Annotated in this window: 11 protein-coding genes, 3 tRNA genes, 2 rRNA genes and 5 pseudogenes; 9 read left to right on the top strand and 12 right to left on the bottom strand. The window is 57.7% G+C overall.

Annotation, left to right across the window (positions count from 1 at the left end; all coding sequences use genetic code 11):
* The first annotated feature begins 107 nt into the window (after positions 1-107).
* Positions 108-917, top strand: a complete 810-nt coding sequence (locus tag METH_RS00445) for a division plane positioning ATPase MipZ (RefSeq protein ID WP_024088424.1) — start codon at positions 108-110, stop codon at positions 915-917.
* Positions 918-935: 18 nt separating this feature from the next.
* Here METH_RS00445 and METH_RS00440 read toward each other — a convergent pair whose 3' ends face one another.
* On the bottom strand, positions 936-2,168 hold the full coding sequence (locus METH_RS00440; RefSeq protein WP_024088423.1) for an adenylate/guanylate cyclase domain-containing protein: 1,233 nt from the start codon (positions 2,166-2,168) through the stop codon (positions 936-938).
* A 51-nt stretch (positions 2,169-2,219) separates the two neighbouring features.
* Complete coding sequence (locus METH_RS00435) at positions 2,220-2,660, bottom strand: MarR family winged helix-turn-helix transcriptional regulator (RefSeq protein ID WP_024088422.1); 441 nt, start codon at positions 2,658-2,660, stop codon at positions 2,220-2,222.
* A 71-nt stretch (positions 2,661-2,731) separates the two neighbouring features.
* Between METH_RS00435 and hmgA the strand changes: the two genes are divergently transcribed.
* The 7 genes and pseudogenes from hmgA to maiA all read left to right on the top strand — a co-directional run bounded on the left by hmgA (position 2,732) and on the right by maiA (position 9,587).
* Entirely contained in the window at positions 2,732-4,087 is a 1,356-nt protein-coding gene (hmgA, locus tag METH_RS00430) for a homogentisate 1,2-dioxygenase (protein ID WP_024088421.1), read from the top strand.
* A 104-nt stretch (positions 4,088-4,191) separates the two neighbouring features.
* Entirely contained in the window at positions 4,192-5,448 is a 1,257-nt protein-coding gene (gene fahA, locus METH_RS00425; RefSeq protein ID WP_024088420.1) for a fumarylacetoacetase, read from the top strand.
* An 11-nt stretch (positions 5,449-5,459) separates the two neighbouring features.
* Positions 5,460-6,410 carry an MBL fold metallo-hydrolase gene (locus METH_RS00420; RefSeq protein ID WP_024088419.1) on the top strand — a complete coding sequence of 317 codons (951 nt, stop codon included), beginning with the start codon at positions 5,460-5,462 and terminating at the stop codon, positions 6,408-6,410.
* Between the two features lie 150 nt (positions 6,411-6,560).
* On the top strand, positions 6,561-8,171 hold the full coding sequence (locus tag METH_RS00415; RefSeq protein ID WP_024088418.1) for an FAD-dependent oxidoreductase: 1,611 nt from the start codon (positions 6,561-6,563) through the stop codon (positions 8,169-8,171).
* Positions 8,172-8,176: 5 nt separating this feature from the next.
* Positions 8,177-8,392, top strand: a complete 216-nt coding sequence (locus METH_RS00410) for a DUF2783 domain-containing protein (protein ID WP_024088417.1) — start codon at positions 8,177-8,179, stop codon at positions 8,390-8,392.
* A pseudogene (locus tag METH_RS00405) lies at positions 8,389-8,930 on the top strand (VOC family protein). Before METH_RS00410 ends, METH_RS00405 begins: the two are co-directional and overlap by 4 nt.
* A 24-nt stretch (positions 8,931-8,954) precedes the next feature.
* Entirely contained in the window at positions 8,955-9,587 is a 633-nt protein-coding gene (maiA, locus tag METH_RS00400; RefSeq protein WP_024088416.1) for a maleylacetoacetate isomerase, read from the top strand.
* Positions 9,588-9,858: 271 nt separating this feature from the next.
* Here the strand turns inward: maiA and METH_RS00395 are convergent.
* Positions 9,859-10,481: pseudogene (locus METH_RS00395) on the bottom strand (ATP-binding protein); the annotation flags it as partial.
* 9 nt (positions 10,482-10,490) lie between these two features.
* Between METH_RS00395 and METH_RS00390 the strand changes: the two are divergent.
* A pseudogene (locus METH_RS00390) lies at positions 10,491-10,733 on the top strand (integrase core domain-containing protein); the annotation flags it as partial.
* Here the strand turns inward: METH_RS00390 and METH_RS00385 are convergent.
* The 9 genes and pseudogenes from METH_RS00385 to METH_RS00335 all read right to left on the bottom strand — a co-directional run bounded on the left by METH_RS00385 (position 10,730) and on the right by METH_RS00335 (position 18,493).
* Positions 10,730-11,191 (bottom strand): protein tyrosine phosphatase family protein, encoded by a 462-nt coding sequence (locus METH_RS00385; protein WP_024088414.1) that lies wholly within the window; start codon positions 11,189-11,191, stop codon positions 10,730-10,732. The pseudogene METH_RS00390 and the gene METH_RS00385 sit on opposite strands and share 4 nt — an antisense overlap.
* An 11-nt stretch (positions 11,192-11,202) precedes the next feature.
* Positions 11,203-12,594, bottom strand: coding sequence for an MBL fold metallo-hydrolase (locus METH_RS00380; RefSeq protein ID WP_024088413.1), 1,392 nt, complete (start codon positions 12,592-12,594; stop codon positions 11,203-11,205).
* A 209-nt stretch (positions 12,595-12,803) separates the two neighbouring features.
* A pseudogene (locus METH_RS25320) lies at positions 12,804-13,692 on the bottom strand (IS110 family RNA-guided transposase); the annotation flags it as partial.
* A gap of 67 nt (positions 13,693-13,759) precedes the next feature.
* Positions 13,760-14,251 (bottom strand): annotated as a pseudogene (locus METH_RS24425) (alcohol dehydrogenase catalytic domain-containing protein); the annotation flags it as partial.
* A gap of 382 nt (positions 14,252-14,633) precedes the next feature.
* A tRNA-Met gene (locus METH_RS00355) sits at positions 14,634-14,710 on the bottom strand.
* A 48-nt stretch (positions 14,711-14,758) separates the two neighbouring features.
* Positions 14,759-14,873: ribosomal RNA gene (rrf, locus tag METH_RS00350) — 5S ribosomal RNA — on the bottom strand.
* 193 nt (positions 14,874-15,066) lie between these two features.
* A 23S ribosomal RNA gene (locus tag METH_RS00345) occupies positions 15,067-17,910 on the bottom strand.
* A 410-nt stretch (positions 17,911-18,320) separates the two neighbouring features.
* A tRNA-Ala gene (locus tag METH_RS00340) sits at positions 18,321-18,396 on the bottom strand.
* A 20-nt stretch (positions 18,397-18,416) separates the two neighbouring features.
* A tRNA-Ile gene (locus tag METH_RS00335) sits at positions 18,417-18,493 on the bottom strand.
* Positions 18,494-18,712 lie beyond the last annotated feature (219 nt).

The raw sequence follows: 18,712 nt of genomic DNA, 5'->3' as shown, positions 1-18,712 counted from the left end.
ACTAAGTTTACCAGCCGGCGCAGACCGCTTTTCTTGACCGAATCCAGAGCCTATACAGGGGCGCAAAGATAAAAACGTGCCAAAGGCACGAGCGAAGGGACCTGTATATGGCGCATATTATTGTCGTCGGCAACGAGAAGGGCGGCGCGGGAAAATCCACTGTTTCCATGCATGTTGCAACCACCTTGGCCCGGCTTGGGCACAAGGTGGCAGCGCTGGACCTGGACTTGCGGCAGCGCTCGATGGGGCGTTACCTGGAGAACCGCAAGGATTTCTGCACCAAGGCAGGGCTGGAGCTGCCGATGGTGGAAATGCACGAGCTGCCAGAGATTGATCCCGACAGCCTGCAGCCGGGCGAAAACATCTATGACCACCGCCTGTCGGCCGCGGTCTCGGCGTTGGAGCCGGGCCATGATTTCATCCTGATCGACTGCCCCGGCTCGCACACGCGCCTCAGCCAGGTGGCCCATTCGCTGGCCGATACGCTCATCACACCGCTCAATGACAGTTTTGTCGATTTCGACCTGCTGGCGCATGTAGACCAGAAGGGGGAAACAATCACCGGACCGTCCGTCTACTCGGAAATGGTGTGGAACGCCCGCCAGCTGCGCGCGCAGGCCGGGCTGAAGCCGATTGACTGGATCGTGATCCGCAACCGGGTCGGCACTCAGCGCATGGTCAACAAGGAAAAGATGGAACGCGCCATCAATATGCTGTCCAAGCGGATCGGCTTCCGGGTCGCACCGGGCTTTTCCGAGAGGGTCATCTTCCGCGAGCTGTTCCCTCGCGGACTGACCCTGCTGGACCTCAAGGACATTGGTGTCAAGCAATTGAATATTTCCAACATCGCCGCCCGGCAGGAGCTGCGCGACATGATGAAGGAAGTGAACCTGCCGGGGGTCGAGATCAGTATCTGATCCTGCCCCGGCGGCAGCTCAGCAATCGCAGCCGCATTTGCCGCGGTAGATGGTGTAAAGCTCGATCGGTTCAGCCACTCCGCGCAGCATGTAGCGGCCCAGCGACACCAGATCATGATTGGTTCCCTCGGCCGCTTTCTGTACGTCTTCGGACATGATGATGCTTTGTCCGACCGAACGGTGCATCCCGGCAATCCGGGCGGTCTGGTTCACCGCTTGGCCGATTACGGTGAAATCCAGCCGGTTTTCCGCACCGATGTTGCCATAAAGAATGGTTCCTGCGTGCAGCGCCAGGGTGAAGCCAGCTGTGGGGAGGCCCTGCTCCTCGCGCTTAGAATTAAACGCCCGGACCTTGCCACAGAGTTCATTCGCAGCGGCAAGAGCGGCGTGGGCGTCTTCCTCAATGCTGCCCAGATTGAACATGGTCAGCATTCCATCGCCCATAAACTTGAGGATATTTCCGCCATGCGCCTGGATGGTCTCCACCGCAAGGCCGAAATAGCCATTCAGCATCTCGATCAGGTCAGTGCCGGGCAGCCGCTCTGCAAGCTGGGTGAAACCCTTGAGGTCAAACAAGCAGAGAACCGCATCAATCTGCTGCGAAGAACCACGCTGGATTTCGCCCGACAGCACCCGGCGGCCTGCATCACGGCCCAGATATACCTGCAGAAGGTCACTGGCCATCTGCCTGTTCGACGAGGATTTCAACGCCAGCCCCAGATGCGGCAGAGTGGTGCGGAGCAGATCCAGCTCGCGATTGCTGAACCCTCCGGGCCGGTCCGAGGACCAGGAAATCAGCATCCCTTCGCTGGGATGACGCGGATCGTTCGGCTCGGCGTCCGGCGGCGCAAACCGCACACCCTTTGCAAAGTAATCGGTCGCCCCGCGTTCCCGCAGCTCAGTCAGTAACGGAAATTCCTCCGGGGCGCTGTCCTCGATCCTTTGGCGGAATTCTTCCAGGTTATGCTCCAGAATGTGAAAGAACGGGCTGCGCAGCCATTCTTCGCGCGGGGATTCGCGGTATTCATAGTGCTCGTAGCTGATGCCATCCGCGCGGGTCCAGTTGAAGCCCAACCCGCCGAATTTCGGGTGGAAAGCACGCTGCGCCAGATGGAACCGCCACAACGGCACCCCGGCATCGGCCAGACGTTGACAATATCCTTGCAGCAAGTCCTGCTGATGCGCGCCCTGCAGTCCCTGCTCCATCAGCCAGGCAATCAGCGCTCCGGAATTGACATCAATCTGTATCATGTTTTCACCTTCAATACCGCGGCTCTATTTGGGTATTCCGGCCACCGATGTCTATGGGTCGATCCCTGCTAAATTGCGCAGCATATACCGCAAAATTGCAACCTCACCAGCGGTGAACCTGGCGCAGATGCTGGTGTCGAACTGCAATGCATGTTCCCGCAGATCCTTATAGGCAGCCTCCCCCGCCGCCGTGAGCGCCAGATGTTCCGAACGGCGATCGTTATCATCACGACTGCGGGTCACAAACCGTTTCTCCGACAGCTTGGCCACAGCACGGCTGATCTTGGTCTTGTGGATCTTCGCCCGGCTACCGATTTCCTTGGCCGTCATCTGCCCGTAGTTGCCCAAGTGGAACAGCACCCTCCACTCCGTGCGCAACATTCCATAGCGGTTCTTGTAGTGTTTTTGGAACCCCAGCGAGCTTTCCTCAGCCGCGCGGTTCAGCAGATACGGCAGGAAATCCTGCAAAGCGAAATCATCTTTTTCGTTCATTTTGCTCCCCCTCCCCTTGTTAGTTACAAAAACAACTAATATTCCGCAAGCAGCAAGAGGAGAAACGCGCGATGAATCTACCCGCCGATCCCCAGGAAATGATCCAGGCCCCCTCGATCGCGGGGCCGAGCGAGGGCTATATGCCCGGCTTTGCCAATGACTTTGAAACCGAAGCGCTGCCCGGTGCGCTGCCGCAGGGCATGAACAGCCCGCAAAAGTGCAACTATGGCCTATATGGCGAGCAGTTGAGCGGCACCGCATTTACCGCCGACCCGCCGGAACGGACCTGGTGCTATCGCATACGGCCCTCGGTGAAGCATTCGCACCGCTATAAGAAGATTGATCTGCCGTACTGGAAGTCGGCACCCTGCATCGATCCGGATGTGGTATCTCTGGGCCAGTACCGCTGGGATCCAGTGCCGCATTCGGAGGAAAGCCTGACCTGGCTCACCGGCATGCGCACCATGACCACCGCAGGCGACGTGAATACCCAGATAGGCATGGCCAGCCATATCTATCTGGTCACTGAGTCGATGGTGGACAGCTATTTCTTCTCAGCCGATTCCGAACTGCTTGTGGTACCGCAGGAAGGCCGCCTGCGGTTTGCGACCGAGCTGGGCATTATAGATCTGGCGCCGCAGGAGATTGCCATCATTCCACGTGGACTGGTCTATCGCGTCGAAGTGCTGGAAGGTCCCTGCCGCGGTTTTGTCTGCGAGAATTACGGCCAGAAATTCGAACTGCCAGGCCGCGGGCCGATCGGTGCCAACTGCCTGGCCAACCCGCGCGATTTCAAGGCGCCTGTGGCCGCGTTTGAGGACCGCGAGGTGCCGTCCACAGTGACCATAAAATGGTGCGGTCAGTTTCATGAAACCAGGATCGGCCACTCGCCGCTGGATGTGGTTTCCTGGCATGGCAACTACGCCCCCTTTAAATACGACCTCAGCACTTATTGCCCGGTGGGTGCGATCCTTTTCGACCATCCCGACCCGTCTATCTTTACCGTGCTGACCGCTCCGTCCGGTGTGCCGGGCACCGCGAACATCGACTTTGTATTGTTCCGCGACCGCTGGATGGTGGCCGAAAACACCTTCCGACCGCCGTGGTACCACAAAAACATCATGTCTGAACTGATGGGCAATATCTACGGACAGTACGATGCCAAACCGCAAGGTTTTGTGCCAGGCGGCATGTCACTTCACAACATGATGCTCCCTCACGGACCGGACAAAAACGCGTTCGAAGGCGCATCGAATTCCAACCTGGGGCCAGAGAAGCTGGAGAACACCATGTCTTTCATGTTCGAAACCCGCTTTCCGCAGCATCTGACTACATTTGCAGCTAAGGACGCGCCGTTGCAGGATGACTACATCGACTGCTGGAGTGACATCGAGAAGAAGTTTGACGGCACGCCCGGTCTGAAGTGATGGTGGAAAGGGGGCGCTGCCTCCGCTGGGTTGCAAACGGCCCATCCCCCCGGGAGTATTTGCACAAAGAAGAAGCCCAGGCGGGCGAATGACAGGAAAATGAAATGGCTCTTATGAAATCCTGGGTGGCTTCAGCCAATGATGCAAACCACCCATTCCCGCTCAACAATCTGCCTTATGGCGTGTTTTCGGTCGATGGTGATGATCCGCGCTGCGGGGTAGCCATTGGTGATTTGATCCTGGATATGCAGGCCGCCGAGGAAAGCGGCATCATCCAGTTGGGAGATGCGCCGCTGTTCGACGTGCCCTACTGGAATGACCTGATGGAGGAAGGCCCTGCCGTCTGGGCCGCGCTGCGTGACCGTCTGACAGCCCTTTTGTCCGATGGGGCGGCCGAGCAAGGCAGGGTCGCACCGCTGATGGTTCCAATGGCAGAAGCTGAACTGCACATGCCCTTTGCAGTCAGCGAATACACCGATTTCTACGCCGGCAAGAACCATGCCTTCAACGTTGGCACCATGTTCCGCGGCCCGGAAAATGCGCTGCCGCCAAACTGGCTGCATATCCCGATCGGCTATAACGGGCGGGCGTCTTCCGTGGTGGTGTCGGGCACAGATGTGCGCCGCCCCTGGGGTCAGCTGAAGGGTCCGAATGAAGACAAGCCGCGGTGGGCACCTTGCGAGCGGTTCGACATCGAACTGGAGTTGGGCGCTATTGTCGGCACACCGTCAGATGGTCCGATCACAGTGCAGGAAGCAGATGATCACATCTTTGGCTATGTGTTACTGAACGACTGGTCCGCGCGCGACATACAGGCTTGGGAGTATCAGCCTCTGGGCCCGTTCCAGGCCAAGGCCACCGCCAACTCGATCAGCCCTTGGATTGTGACCAAACCGGCGCTGGAACCCTTCCGCTGCGGCACGCCTGAACGCGAGGTGGAACTACTGGACCATCTGAAGGACTGCGGGCCAATGCTCTATGACATTGATCTGGAAGTCACCATGGCGCCGGAGGGCAAGAGCGCGACTACTATCGCGCGGACCAATTACAAGGAAATGTACTACTCAGCCGCGCAGCAGCTGGCGCATCATTCGACCTCGGGCTGTCCGATGAATGCTGGCGACCTTCTGGGCTCCGGCACCATCTCCGGTCCGACGAAGGAAAGCCGCGGCTCGCTACTGGAACTCAGCTGGGGCGGCAAGGAGCCTATTACGCTGAAGACGGGCGAAGAGCGTTCCTTCATCGCTGATGGCGACACACTGACGCTGAAGGGCGCTGCAAAGGGCAACGGATACACCATCGGATTTGGCGACTGCACAGGCACTGTTCTGCCTGCGCTTGAAGACCCCTACGCACGATAAGGAATACCATTATGGCTAAGGCTTTTGCGTCCCAAGGGGACATGACCGAAAAGAAGATCACCTTTGATGAGATCGGGGAAGGGCTTTATGCCTTCACTGCGGAGGGCGACCCGAACTCTGGCGTGATCATTGGCGATGACAGCGTGATGATCATCGAAGCACAGGCCACGCCACGGCTGGCCAACAAGGTGATTGAATGTGTGCGCTCGGTGACTGACAAGCCGATCACTCATGTTGTGCTGACCCATTATCACGCCGTGCGGGTGCTGGGTGCCTCCGCCTTCGGCGCGCAGCAGGTTATCATGGGCGATACAGCCCGCGCCATGGTTGTGGAGCGCGGCCAAGAGGACTGGGACAGCGAGTTTCAGCGTTTCCCGCGCCTATTTGAAGGCCACGAAAGCATTCCGGGCCTGACTTGGCCTACCACGACTTTTTCAGAAGATATGACGGTCTATCTCGGCAACCGCCGGGTCGATCTGATGCACCTGGGCCGCGCCCATACCGCTGGTGACATCGTGATCCATGTGCCGGACCAGAACGTGATGTTCACCGGCGACATTGTCGAATACCACTCCGCCTGCTACTGCGGCGACGGGCATTTCGGCGATTGGGGCAATACGCTCGACAACATCAAGGCGTTCGAAGTGGATGCCATCGCACCGGGCCGCGGCGATGCCCTAGTGGGCAAGGAGATGGTCAACGCCGCCATTGAGAACACCCGTGACTTCGTCGAGAGCACCTACCGCCCCGCCGCCAAGGTTGCCGCCCGCAACGGCACCTTGAAAGAAGCATGGGATGCAGTGCGCGCTGAGTGCGATCCGAAATTCGCGGACTACGCGATCTACGAACATTGCCTGCCTTTCAACGTCGCCCGCGCTTATGACGAGGCCCGCGGTATCGACACCCCCCGGATCTGGACCGCTCAGCGTGATCTGGAAATGTGGGAGGCCCTTCAAGGCTAACGTTCGGCCAGCATTGCAACCGGGGCGGTTTGATCCAGATCGTATCGCCCCAGCGGAACCTGTGAGACGCTAGACCATCCTTCCGGCGGCCCCATGCCGGAAGACGGTTGAGCTGTTCCGGACGGCACCCGGAAAATGGGAGGAGACCAGATGAACAAGATCTTTGAAGTCCCTTTGTACCCCTATGAGCGTCATGCAGATGAGGACGCCGCAACACCAGTACGCCGCAAGGTGGTGGTGATCGGCGCTGGCCCCATCGGGCTGTCTGCCGCCATCGACTTGGCGCAGCAGGGCACCGAAGTGGTGGTGCTTGATGACAACGACAAGGTGAGCTTTGGATCCCGCGCGATCTGCTTTGCCAAGCGGCCCCTGGAAATCCTCGACCGGCTGGGATGCGGCCAGCCGATGGTGGACAAGGGCGTGCAGTGGAACGTCGGAAAAGTATTCTTTGACGACCGTCAGGTCTATGACTTCAACCTGCTGCCGGAAGAAGGCCACAAGCGCCCGGCCTTCATCAATCTGCAGCAATATTACTTTGAAGAACACCTTGTAAACCGAGTCCGGGAGCTGCAGGAGCAGGGTGCCAAGATCGAAATCCGCGGCCGCAACAAGGTTTCGGCCATCGGCACCCATCCCGACCATGTGACGTTGGAAATTGACACGCCCGAAGGCTCTTATAATCTGGAAGCTGAGTGGCTGATCGCCTGTGATGGCGCAGGTTCACCTACCCGCCGGATGCTGGGACTGGATTTTGTCGGCCGGGTGTTTGAAGACAACTTCCTGATTGCCGATGTGATCATGGACGCGGATTTCCCGACTGAACGCTGGTTCTGGTTCGACCCGCCTTTCAACAAGGGGCAGTCGGCGCTTCTGCACAAGCAGCCGGATGGGGTCTGGCGCATTGACCTGCAGCTGGGCTGGGATATCGACAAAGAGCGGGAGAAGCGCCCGGAAAACGTGATCCCGCGTCTAAAAGCGATGCTGGGAGAGGATGTGAAGTTCGAGCTGGAATGGGTCTCGATCTACACTTTCCAATGCCGCCGGATGGAAAAGTTCCGCCACGGAAGAGTGCTGTTTGCCGGCGATGCTGCGCATCAGGTTTCGCCCTTTGGTGCACGCGGCGCCAACTCCGGCGTTCAGGACACCGACAACCTGTGTTGGAAGCTGCAACTGGTGATGGACGGCACCGCCCCGGAAAGCCTTCTGGACAGTTATGACGCTGAGCGGGTCCACGGCGCGGACGAAAACATTTTGAACTCCTCGCGCTCCACCGATTTTATCACCCCCAAGTCGGAGATGAGCCGGGTGATGCGCGATGCGGTTCTGGATCTGTCAGAACAGTATGAATTCGCCCGGCCGCTGGTGAATTCGGGCCGTCTGTCGGTGCCTTGCACCTATGATGGATCGTCCTTGAATTCAGCCGATGCCTTGGACGGGCCTGAACGGACCCGGCCTGGCTCTCCCTGCCCGGACGCACCGCTGAGTGACGGCTTCCTGTTGGACAGGCTGGGGGACAAATTCGTTCTGCTGACTATCGACGCTGACGCCCCGGATGCGATTGAGGAGTCCGGCATCAGGGTTACCCGTCTGGCACTCTCCATCAAGGACGACAAGTCGCTGGCGCTGAAAGAACGGTATCTGGGCAAGCATGAAAGCGCCGTCTATCTGATCCGCCCGGATCAGCATGTCGCCGCCCGCCGCCCCGGCTTTGACGAAAACCAGTTCCGGCACGCGATCCGCCGGGCCATCGGTAAGGAGTGATCCATATGACCGACGAACAGCTGATCCTGAACGCCAACACCGAGCGCGCCGACGACTTCTATGCAGATCTCCTGGCGGCGCATGAGGGTCTCAGCAAAACCGAAAGCGATGCACTGAATGCACGCCTAGTGCTGATACTGGCCAACCACATAGGCAAACGCTCGATTCTGAAACAGGCGCTGGCGGCTGCCGCACTGAATCCCCAGAAGGATTCCGCTTGAGAATCGAGCAGATCCACCACGTTGCCTACCGCTGCAAAGACGCCAAGCAGGCGGTAGAATGGTACAACGAAATGCTGAAAAAGGGCTTTGTCCTGACCATTGCCGAGGACCGTGTTCCGTCCACCCACGAGCCGGCCTCTTACATGTATAACTTCATGGATGCAGGGAATGGCAACGTGCTGGCTTTTTTGAGCTGCCGACCAAGCCGGAAATGGACCGTGACCGCAACACGCCGGTCTGGGTCCAGCACATCGCCTTTAAGGTAAAGGACCGTGACACGCTGATCCAGTTCAAGAAGCATCATGAGGACAAGGACGTCGAGGTGCTGGGTGTCACTGACCACTCTATCTTCCATTCGATCTATTTCTTCGATCCGAATGGCCACCGGGTGGAACTGGCCTGCCCCGACCCGAAGGAAAAGGCGCTGCCGCAAAAGCTCGGTTCGGTGAAGTGGGAAATGCTGAATGAATGGTCAGAGACCAAGAAAGCTCCGAAACATGCCGATTGGCTGCACTCTAAAGAACGGAACAAGGCCTAAGCTATTAAATAGGGGAGAATGCCGTTGGGCGACGCGATTCTTTACGACTACTGGCGGTCATCGGCCAGTTACCGCCTGCGCATTGCGCTAAACTTGGCAGGGATTAAATATGCCACAGAACGGGTCGACCTGGTCAAGGGCGAACACAAAAGCCTCGAACATCTGGCCCGCAACCCGCAAGGTTTTGTTCCCGTCCTGGAAATCGACGGGCTGCGCCTGACCCAGTCTCTGGCAGTTCTCGACTATCTGGACGATACCCGGAACCTCGGCTTGCTGCCCAAGGACCCAGGTCTGCGTGCCAGGGCACGGGCGCTGGCCCATTCGGTGGCGGTGGACGTGCATCCGGTCTGCAACCTTCAGGTGGCCAAACATGCAACCCAGCTCAGCGGCGGCGCGGCGGACATGCCCAAGGCGTGGATGCAGCATTTTATCCGTCCGGGCCTGGAAGCCTTCGAGGCACTGCTGACCGACTTTGATCAAGCCCCTTTCTGCACCGGCGACACACCTGGGCTCGCCGATATCTGCCTTATGCCGCAGCTTTACAATGCCCGCCGCTGGCAAACGGATTTCAAGGATATGCCCCGGATCTGCGCGGTGGAGGCAGCCTGCGCGGCGCACCCTGCTTTTGCCGCCGCGTACCCGGATCAGGAGCGCTGACTGGACAATCGGTTCATTGTATCAGGAAAAACGCAGCGGCATGATCCTCATTTACCTGGTGCCCGGGAAAGACCACTGCCGGAAGTTAGAGAGAGTGTCCCAGGGCCTTGAGTAACTCCGATCTTCGGCCTTTGCTCGGCCGCAGTCATCGCCATGGAGGCCGAGAAGGTGCGTCTGGTGGCGATCCTTGTTGATTGTCACTCAAATCTGACCCGGTATTGTCACCGAGAATTGACCCGCCAGCCGCTATGCTTCGTTCGTCATGATGTGGTCAATGCTGGTGTGTCCTTCCTTTTTGTTTCGCTTTCTCAGCGCTGGCTTTGTAGCCGAAGCTGTCATTGCCGGTCTCAAGGATGTGGCAGCGATGGCTGATCCGATCGAGCAATGCTGTCGTCATTTTGACGTCGCCAACTACTGTCGCCCCTTCACGGAAGCTTCGAGTCGTGGGAGGACCACGCTGGTGCGCTCGTGGAGTCTGCTGAGAAGGTGGAACAGCAGCGCGCCGACAGAGGTGCTGAGCGGCAGATACCCCAACTCATCGAGGATCACGAGGTCTGTCTCGTCCAATGCTTCGGTGATCTTCCCGGCATTGCCTTGGGCCTTTTCCTGTTCCAGTGCATTGACCAATTCGACGGTTGAGAAGAAGAGCACGCGTTTGCGGTGATGCTCGATGGCCTGAATGCCAAGGGCGGTCGCAACATGCGATTTCCCTGTGCCTGGGCCACCGGTCAGAACAACATTTCCCGCCCCTTCCCTGAACTCACAGCGATGCAGTCGCTGAGCCATGGCCTCGTTGATCTTGCTGGCGGCAAAGCGCGCGGCTTTCGTGTGGTAGGCGATAGAGCGACCCTCTCGTTCGGCCATTTCCGCCTTGAGCAATTGCGAGAGCATGGGGAGTTACCCAATGGCCAGGTCGAACGGATGAACCGCACGATCAAAGACGCCACCGTGAAGAGATACAACTACGAAAGCCATGATCAGCTTCGTTCGCATCTGGCCGATTTTCTCAATGCTTACAATAACGCTCGCCGCTTGATGACGCTCAGCGGCCTCACGCCCTATGAATACATCTGCACAATCTGGACTTCAGAGCCAGACAGCTTCCTTGTGAACCTGATCGACCAGATGCCGGGACCGAACACCTAGCCCCTGTCGTTACGGTTGCTGACGTAGTCTTTCACGAATTTCTCGAGTTCCGGAGTGTCGCATTCAAAGCCCATTTCTTCCGCCTTTGCGATAACTGTGTCTCCGCCCATTCCTTCCTCACAAGCTACGTGCATCATCACCATGGCACTTGCGCGCTTTCCGGACGCACAATGCGCGAGCACGGGGGAGGGCAGCTCCAAAGCCTTGCGGCGGAAGAGATCTACCAGCGCGTCGGAAAGTTGATCGGCATCAACTGGATAGTGCAGGTACGTCAGTCCCGCCTCCCCCGCCACAATTCCCTCTTCCTCTGGCTGCATTCCGAGCTTCTTCTCCTCGTTGCCGGTCTGCATGTTGATGATAGAGCGAAAGCCCTCCCGTGCAGCCCGCCTTACCTGCTCGGCATCCGGTGCGAATTTCGCGACGGTGAAACGGTCGTTGATTTCCACTGTGTCTTGCATGGTCCTCTCCTTCACTTCGGCTGTTCTGCTGCATAGCCGACGGCCTGCCACGCCTTCCAACTGCCGGGCACATTCCGCACCTGCGCAAATCCATTCTTCTTGAGAATACTTGCGGCGATGGAGGCGCGAAAACCACTGGCGCAGTAGGTTGCATATGGGGTAGAGCGATCGAGATCGGACAGCTTGCCCCGCAGCTCGCCTAAGAAAGCATGCGTGGCACCGGGCACATGCCCACCCTGCCATTCGTCCGGCTTGCGCACGTCAAGTGGCGTCAGCCCTTCGGCCTCCTTCAGCTCATGAACCGAGATCTGCGGGATCTGCGCAAACTTCCGCCCCGCCTCGCGCCAGGCGCTCATCCCGCCAGCGAGGTAGCCGCCGAAGCTAGTGAAACCCGTTCGCCAGAGCAGGCGCAGCACGCCGGGAAGGTCCGTATCATCGTGCAGGACCAGATAGATCGGCTTCTCAGGGTCAAGCAGCCACCCGGCCCAGACGGACAACTCGGGCCGCGCTCCGATGTTCAGGCTGCCGGGCACGTGACCGGCGCCGAAATCCATCATGTCGCGCACGTCAAGAACCTGGGCGCCCCCCTCGGTGGCTGCGGCGAAACGCTCCACGGCCATGGGTACAATGCGGGGCAGGTTGCCCAGCACCTCCGGCCCTTGGGAATTGACCTTTTTCATACGTGGGTAATGGGTGGGGACAGGCGGCGCATCGCCGAGGATCACCTCCTTGAAGGCGTCAAGATCCTCAATCCGGGCATAGTCATTGAACCGGCGTTCGTAACCGATAGTGCTCGACATCCGGTCGCCAATATCCGGCCCGCAGGCCGACCCTGCGCCATGACAGGGGTAGATTATCACATCGTCGGACAACGCCATGAAGACGTCACGCACGGTGTGGAACAACTGCTCGGCCAGTTCCTCGGCCTGGTCCTCGCCCAAAAGGTCCGGCCGCCCGACGCTGTCGACAAAGAAGGCATCCCCCGAGAGCACGCCCCATGGTGTCTCGGTCCCGCCATCGTAAAGAAAATAGGACATGTGCTCGGGCGTATGGCCGGGGGTGAAACGCGCTTTCATCCGAATACCACCAAAGGCGAACTCGTCACCATCGCGCACGGTTTCATGGTCAAACCCGTATTCGGCCCCGCCCTCTTCACTCACGTATAGCTTTGCCTCTCCGCCAAGTCGCTCGACAAGTTCGCGCGCGCCGCTCAGGAAATCGGCGTGGATATGAGTCTCGAAGACATGGGTTATCGCCATGCCGAAGCGGCGGGCCGTTTCAAGATAGACCTCGACGTCGGGACGCGGATCAACCACAGCACAGACATGCGCTGCATCATCCCCCAGCAGATAGGAACATTCGGCTACGCCGTCCGCAAGAATTTGTTCGAAACGTAAAGTCATGGTCAACCTCCTTGAAAGGAGAACTCGACGAATGCAGGATTCGTTCCGCCAGGCTTGCTGGCCTTGATGGTTTCCGCAGACCAAGTCCCATACGGATATTGCGGGCAACGATGTGTCCCTGCCAATCGGCGGGGTGTCTTGGTTGGCGGGCTGACTGTGCTCCATCATTTCAATGGTCTTGCTATCTCGAATGTTCTTTTCTCCTTCGGTCAGGCGTTGTGAGGCCGATAGTATTCGTCCTTGGTCAGCACCGCCCAAAAGATCCGTGCTGTTCTATGTGCCATTGCCACTGTTGCCAGTCGTGGAGGCTTGCGGGTAAGCAGATCTATGGCCCAGGGATCGACGCGGTCAGGATTCACCTTCATTTGCCGCAATCGCGCCGTCATGCCGGTCACCAAGAGACGCCGGATATATCGGTCGCCCATCTTCGTGATCCGCCCCAATCGTTCCTTTCCACCGCTGGATCGGTTGAGCGGGGTCAGGCCCAGCCACGCGGCAAATTGCCGGCCATTCTTGAACTGCTTCGCGTCACCAGCGGTGGCAATAAGGGCAGATGCTGTCACCGGTCCAATCCCTGGGATCGTGCGTAATAACATTACGCGCTTGCCAGTTTTGAATGCAAACGCATGCGCATCTCGTACCAGCGAAGACGGAGATGCATGGCGGCAAGTTGGTGACTAAGTTGCTTGGAACATATAGCGCAATCTCTGGCAGGTCCGGTTTATCTCCATCCAGAATGCCCTTGGCAAACTTGACCGCACTTCCTGCGCCCTTTGCAATGATGATGCCAAACTCGGCCAGCAGACAGCGCAGCATGTTGCTGAGCTGCGTCCGCTGACGAACAATCAGATCACGCGCAAGATGAAGGGACAGAACCGCCTGTTGCGCTTCCGACCCAGGCGCAACGAACCGCATTGTCGGGCGTGTCACGGCCTCACAGATCGCTTCGGCATCCACCGCATCAGATTTTCCGCGTTTCACATATGGCTTCACGCAGTTGGCCGGGATCAGCCGAACATCATGGCCGAACTTTGAGAGTTCTCTTGCCCAGTGATGACTGGACCCGCATGCTTCCATCCCGGCTAGGCACGGCTCGAGTTATTCTAAGAAGGGGCTTTGTTGCACAATCTGGATGTGTCCATACTTCCCAATTCCCCGGACGGTCTCACCCTACGGGCTCGGCAACAGGTATACCAAGAGCAGTATAGCGATTGAGGACGGCAATGCGGACCTGGATTTCCGCAACTTGGCGGTCGAAGTCCCGCTCCATGAGGCTTTGCCCCAGCAGTTTTGCACAATGCATTCAATCGTCGGGAAAATGATCCCCCCGATCACTTTCAGACCCTCCTCGTATCTCGGCGCGGCTCCGGCGCTGGTATCCAGTCAACCGTCGCCATAGGGCGCGGCCCAGGTATTTTGCGGCCCGTAGCGCTTCGTTCCGAGCGATGGCCCCCCCGCGCGGGGACATCGAGATGATCTGGCGGCTGCCACAGAGGTTTTCGCGCCCCGATGCGCAGGCGCCGCAGGTCACCAGGGCGGGGATGGTCACCCGGCGGCCCGCTTTCGGGCCGTCCTCGATCAGGCCTGCAGCCTCATGCCCCCGGATCAGCGGCGCGGGCCTGCGGTTGTCTTGACATAGATAGAGGGAAAGATCGCTGGCATTCTGAAGGCCATCGAAGACGGCATGTACCATGCGTCATTGAAGGCCAAGATGTCGGAACTGGAAGCGGAGAAAGCCGGATTGGAGGCCATCATCAAGGAAAGCCCTGGGCCCCCTGCCCTGCGGCTGCATCCCAGCCTTTCGCAGCGCTACGGCGAGATGGTCGAAGATCTCGCCCGGTCGCTGAACGCGCCGGAGGTGAAGCGGGAAGCCACAGCAGCGCTGCGGGCGCTGATTTCGCAGGTTCGGATGGTTCCGGACGCTGATGCGCCGGGCGGGCATGAGCTTGAACTTGTTGGGGAATTGGCCGGGATCATGGCTTTGGGGAGCCCGGAATCGAAAAAGCCCCCGCTGTTGGCGGAGGCTTGGTCGGAAACGCTGGTTGCGGGAGCAGGATTTGAACCTGCGACCTTCAGGTTATGAGCCTGACGAGCTACCTGGCTGCTCCATCCCGCGTCAGGTGTTTTTTTTTGATATCGTTATGAGAGGTTTGGATTTTACTAGGTTTGGCGGTGACCTACTCTCCCAGGGCTTGAGCCCAAGTACCATCGGCGCGACAGTGCTTAACTTCCGGGTTCGGGAAGGGACCGGGTGTTTCACTTGTGCTGTAGCCACCAAACCGAGGAAAATCCAAAAGCCTCCGGCTTTTGGATTTGGCGGCAGGCAGCGTGTTTGCAAAGCAAACATGCGTTGCCGCTGGTCTGTTACGTCACGGGGACGTTTCCAAAAGCGGAAGGCGTTACAATCAAGGTTGTCCAAGTCAGTTTGGGATGTGTTTGCTTTGGTTCGAGTAACACTGTCTGTTACTGGATCAAATCAAGCCTATCGGGCGATTAGTACCGGTCAACTGAATGCATTGCTGCACTTACATCTCCGGCCTATCGGCGTGGTGGTCTTCCACGGCCCTCAGGGATACCTTGTTTTGAGGGGGGCTTCCCGCTTAGATGCCTTCAGCGGTTATCCTGTCCGAACATAGCTACCCTGCACTGCTGCTGGCGCAACAACAGGTCCACCAGTGGTTCGTTCACCCCGGTCCTCTCGTACTAGGGGCAACTCCTCTCAAGTATCCTACACCCACGGCAGATAGGGACCGAACTGTCTCACGACGTTCTAAACCCAGCTCACGTACCTCTTTAAACGGCGAACAGCCGTACCCTTGGGACCTGCTCCAGCCCCAGGATGAGATGAGCCGACATCGAGGTGCCAAACACTGCCGTCGATATGGACTCTTGGGCAGTATCAGCCTGTTATCCCCGGCGTACCTTTTATCCGTTGAGCGATGGCCCTTCCACTCGGGACCACCGGATCACTATGGCCGACTTTCGTCTCTGCTCGACTTGTCAGTCTCGCAGTCAGGCTGGCTTCTGCCATTGCACTCAACGAGCGATTTCCGACCGCTCTGAGCCAACCTTCGCGCGCCTCCGTTACTCTTTAGGAGGCGACCGCCCCAGTCAAACTACCCGCCACGCAGGGTCCCGGATCCGGATAACGGACCGCGGTTAGATATCAAGAGTGCGAAGGGTGGTATCTCAAGGGAGGCTCCACCGCGACTAGCGTCACGGTTTCGATGCCTACCACCTATCCTGCACATCACAATCCTGATACCAGTGCGAAGCTGTAGTAAAGGTGCACGGGGTCTTTCCGTCTAACCGCGGGAAGCCTGCATCTTGACAGGCAATTCAATTTCGCTGAGTCGATGTTGGAGACAGCGGGGAAGTCGTTACGCCATTCGTGCAGGTCGGAACTTACCCGACAAGGAATTTCGCTACCTTAGGACCGTTATAGTTACGGCCGCCGTTTACCTGGGCTTCAATTCGGAGCTCTCACCCCTCCTTTTAACCTTCAGGCACCGGGCAGGCGTCAGACCCTATACGTCGCCTTACGGCTTCGCAGAGCCCTGTGTTTTTAATAAACAGTCGCCACCCCCTGGTTTGTGCCCCCGGATTCCACTTGCGTAGGACCCGGGCCTCCTTCTCGCGAACTTACGGAGGTATTTTGCCGAGTTCCTTCAACATCGTTCTCTCAAGCGCCTTGGTATTCTCTACCAGTCCACCTGTGTCGGTTTAGGGTACGGTCTGACGGAGGGCTATTTCCAGGGACTGATCAGCAGCCCATTCAATCCGATAAGGATGAACTACCTTCACAATCCGTCACATCCTCCTGGCCCACGAATATTAACGTGGTTCCCATCGCCTACGCCTTTCGGCCTCGGCTTAGGGGCCGGCTTACCCTGCTCAGATTAGCTTTAAGCAGGAACCCTTGGACTTTCGGCGAGAGTGTCTCTCACACTCTTTGTCGCTACTCATGTCATCATTCTCACTAGTGATCTCTCCACGGGATCGCTCACGCGCCCGCTTCATCGAAAGCTCCTTGCGTCCAATCTTTCCCGGAGGAAAGTAAGGACGCATGGAACTATGTCACACTACGCTCTGCTACCATGCACTATGTGCATCCTCGGCTTCGGCTCATGGCTTGAGCCCCGTTACATCTTCGCCGCAAGACATCTTGATTAGACCAGTGAGCTGTTACGCTATCTTTAAAGGATGGCTGCTTCTAAGCCAACCTCCTGGTTGTTTTGGACGTCTCACCTGCTTTCCCACTTAGCCATGAATTGGGGGCCTTAGCCGGAGGTCAGGGTTGTTTCCCTCTCCACGACGGACGTTAGCATCCGCCGTGTGTCTGCCATCCAGTACTCCCGGGTATTCGGAGTTTGGTTAGGATCAGTAAGCCTGTGGGGCCCCATTACCCATCCAGTGCTCTACCCCCCGGGGTATTCGGATGACGCTCTACCTAAATAGATTTCGCAGAGAACCAGCTATCTCCGAGTTTGATTGGCCTTTCACCCCTAGGCACAGCTCATCCCGATCCTTTTCAACGGATGTGGGTTCGGTCCTCCAGTGCGTGTTACCGCACCTTCAACCTGGCCATGCCTAGATCACTCGGTTTCGGGTCTGATCCCACGAACTCATGCGCCCTATTAAGACTCGCTTTCGCTGCGCCTACACCTAACGGTTTAAGCTTGCTCGTGAGACCAAGTCGATGACCCATTATACAAAAGGTACGCTGTCAGCCCTCAAGGGGCCTCCAACTGATTGTAGGCGTTCGGTTTCAGGTACTGTTTCACTCCCCTCGCCGGGGTGCTTTTCACCTTTCCCTCACGGTACTGGTTCGCTATCGGTCAGTAAGGAGTACTTAGCCTTCGGAGGTGGTCCTCCGATCTTCGAACAGGATTTCACGTGTCCCGCCCTACTTAATACGTCCCTCAGAGCTTAGAATACGGGGCTGTCACCCGCTATGGCCATGCTTCCCAGCATGTTCTTCTCACTCATCAGGCTCGGCTGGTCCGCGTTCGCTCGCCGCTACTAACGGAGTCTCTATTGATGTCCTTTCCTCCGGGTACTTAGATGTTTCAGTTCCCCGGGTTTGCTCTTATAAACCTATGTATTCAGTCTATAAGTACCTGGTTAAGCCCATTATAAGCAGCCATCCGGAATAAACCGGCGGCTATTATAACAAACTTTCAGGTGGGTTCCCCCATTCAGAGATCTTGGGATCAAAGCCTATTCCCGGCTCCCCCAAGCTTATCGCAGGGTATCACGTCTTTCATCGCCTCTTACTGCCAAGGCATCCACCAAACGCCCTTCTCGCGCTTGATTTGATCCAGAAAAAGAAAGTGTTACCTTCCGCGGCTCCGGAAGCTGGTAAGAAACCGGCGCCTTTATTCTGAACCAAAAAGCAAACTATCCCGCTCCCGGCCACATCTGCGACCAGGAACTTGTTGCATGATCCTCAGATCATGCGGGTTAGTGTACTTGACTTGGACAACACTGTCTTTTCAATCAGGCAGACTTCAGGACGTCTGAGGAAACATGACGTATTCTGAAGCTCGCATCCCGTCCCGAAGGACAGTCAGCACCTGACTGAGACCGGTCCCACACTCGGGCGGCCAACAGTCTTGTTGATTGTATCTCTCTTAACGATGTCAATTTTCGTCTGAAGAACAGACGTTCAAACAGTCAGAAACTGCTTGAAGATATGTTCTTCCTTACGGCGTCCCCGCGGGGGATGGTGGAGCCTAGGAGGATCGAACTCCTGACCTCCTGAATGCAAATCAGGCGCTCTCCCAGCTGAGCTAAGGCCCCAAATATATCCCGAGGGATTATGGTGGGTCGAGGAGGACTTGAACCTCCGACCTCACGCTTATCAGGCGTGCGCTCTAACCACCTGAGCTACCGACCCAGGTTTTCGTTCTGCTCTGCAAAACAAAACCGGTGTGCGACAGGGTATTGCAAGGCAATGCCCGAGAGCAGCACTCAGTGGTTATGTCACCGACAGCTGCCAGTAACGGCTGCTGCCGCGTGTTTTCCTGAAGAGATATGAGGACGGTCCGGTCCAGAGGGCATCTTGCGATGCCCCGATGCGGACAGCTTTGTTTGCTGTCCATGCTAAGTGATGCAC

It is taken from the genome of Leisingera methylohalidivorans DSM 14336, from assembly GCF_000511355.1.
Taxonomy (GTDB): domain Bacteria; phylum Pseudomonadota; class Alphaproteobacteria; order Rhodobacterales; family Rhodobacteraceae; genus Leisingera; species Leisingera methylohalidivorans.
This window is presented reverse-complemented; position numbering and strand designations above follow the sequence as displayed.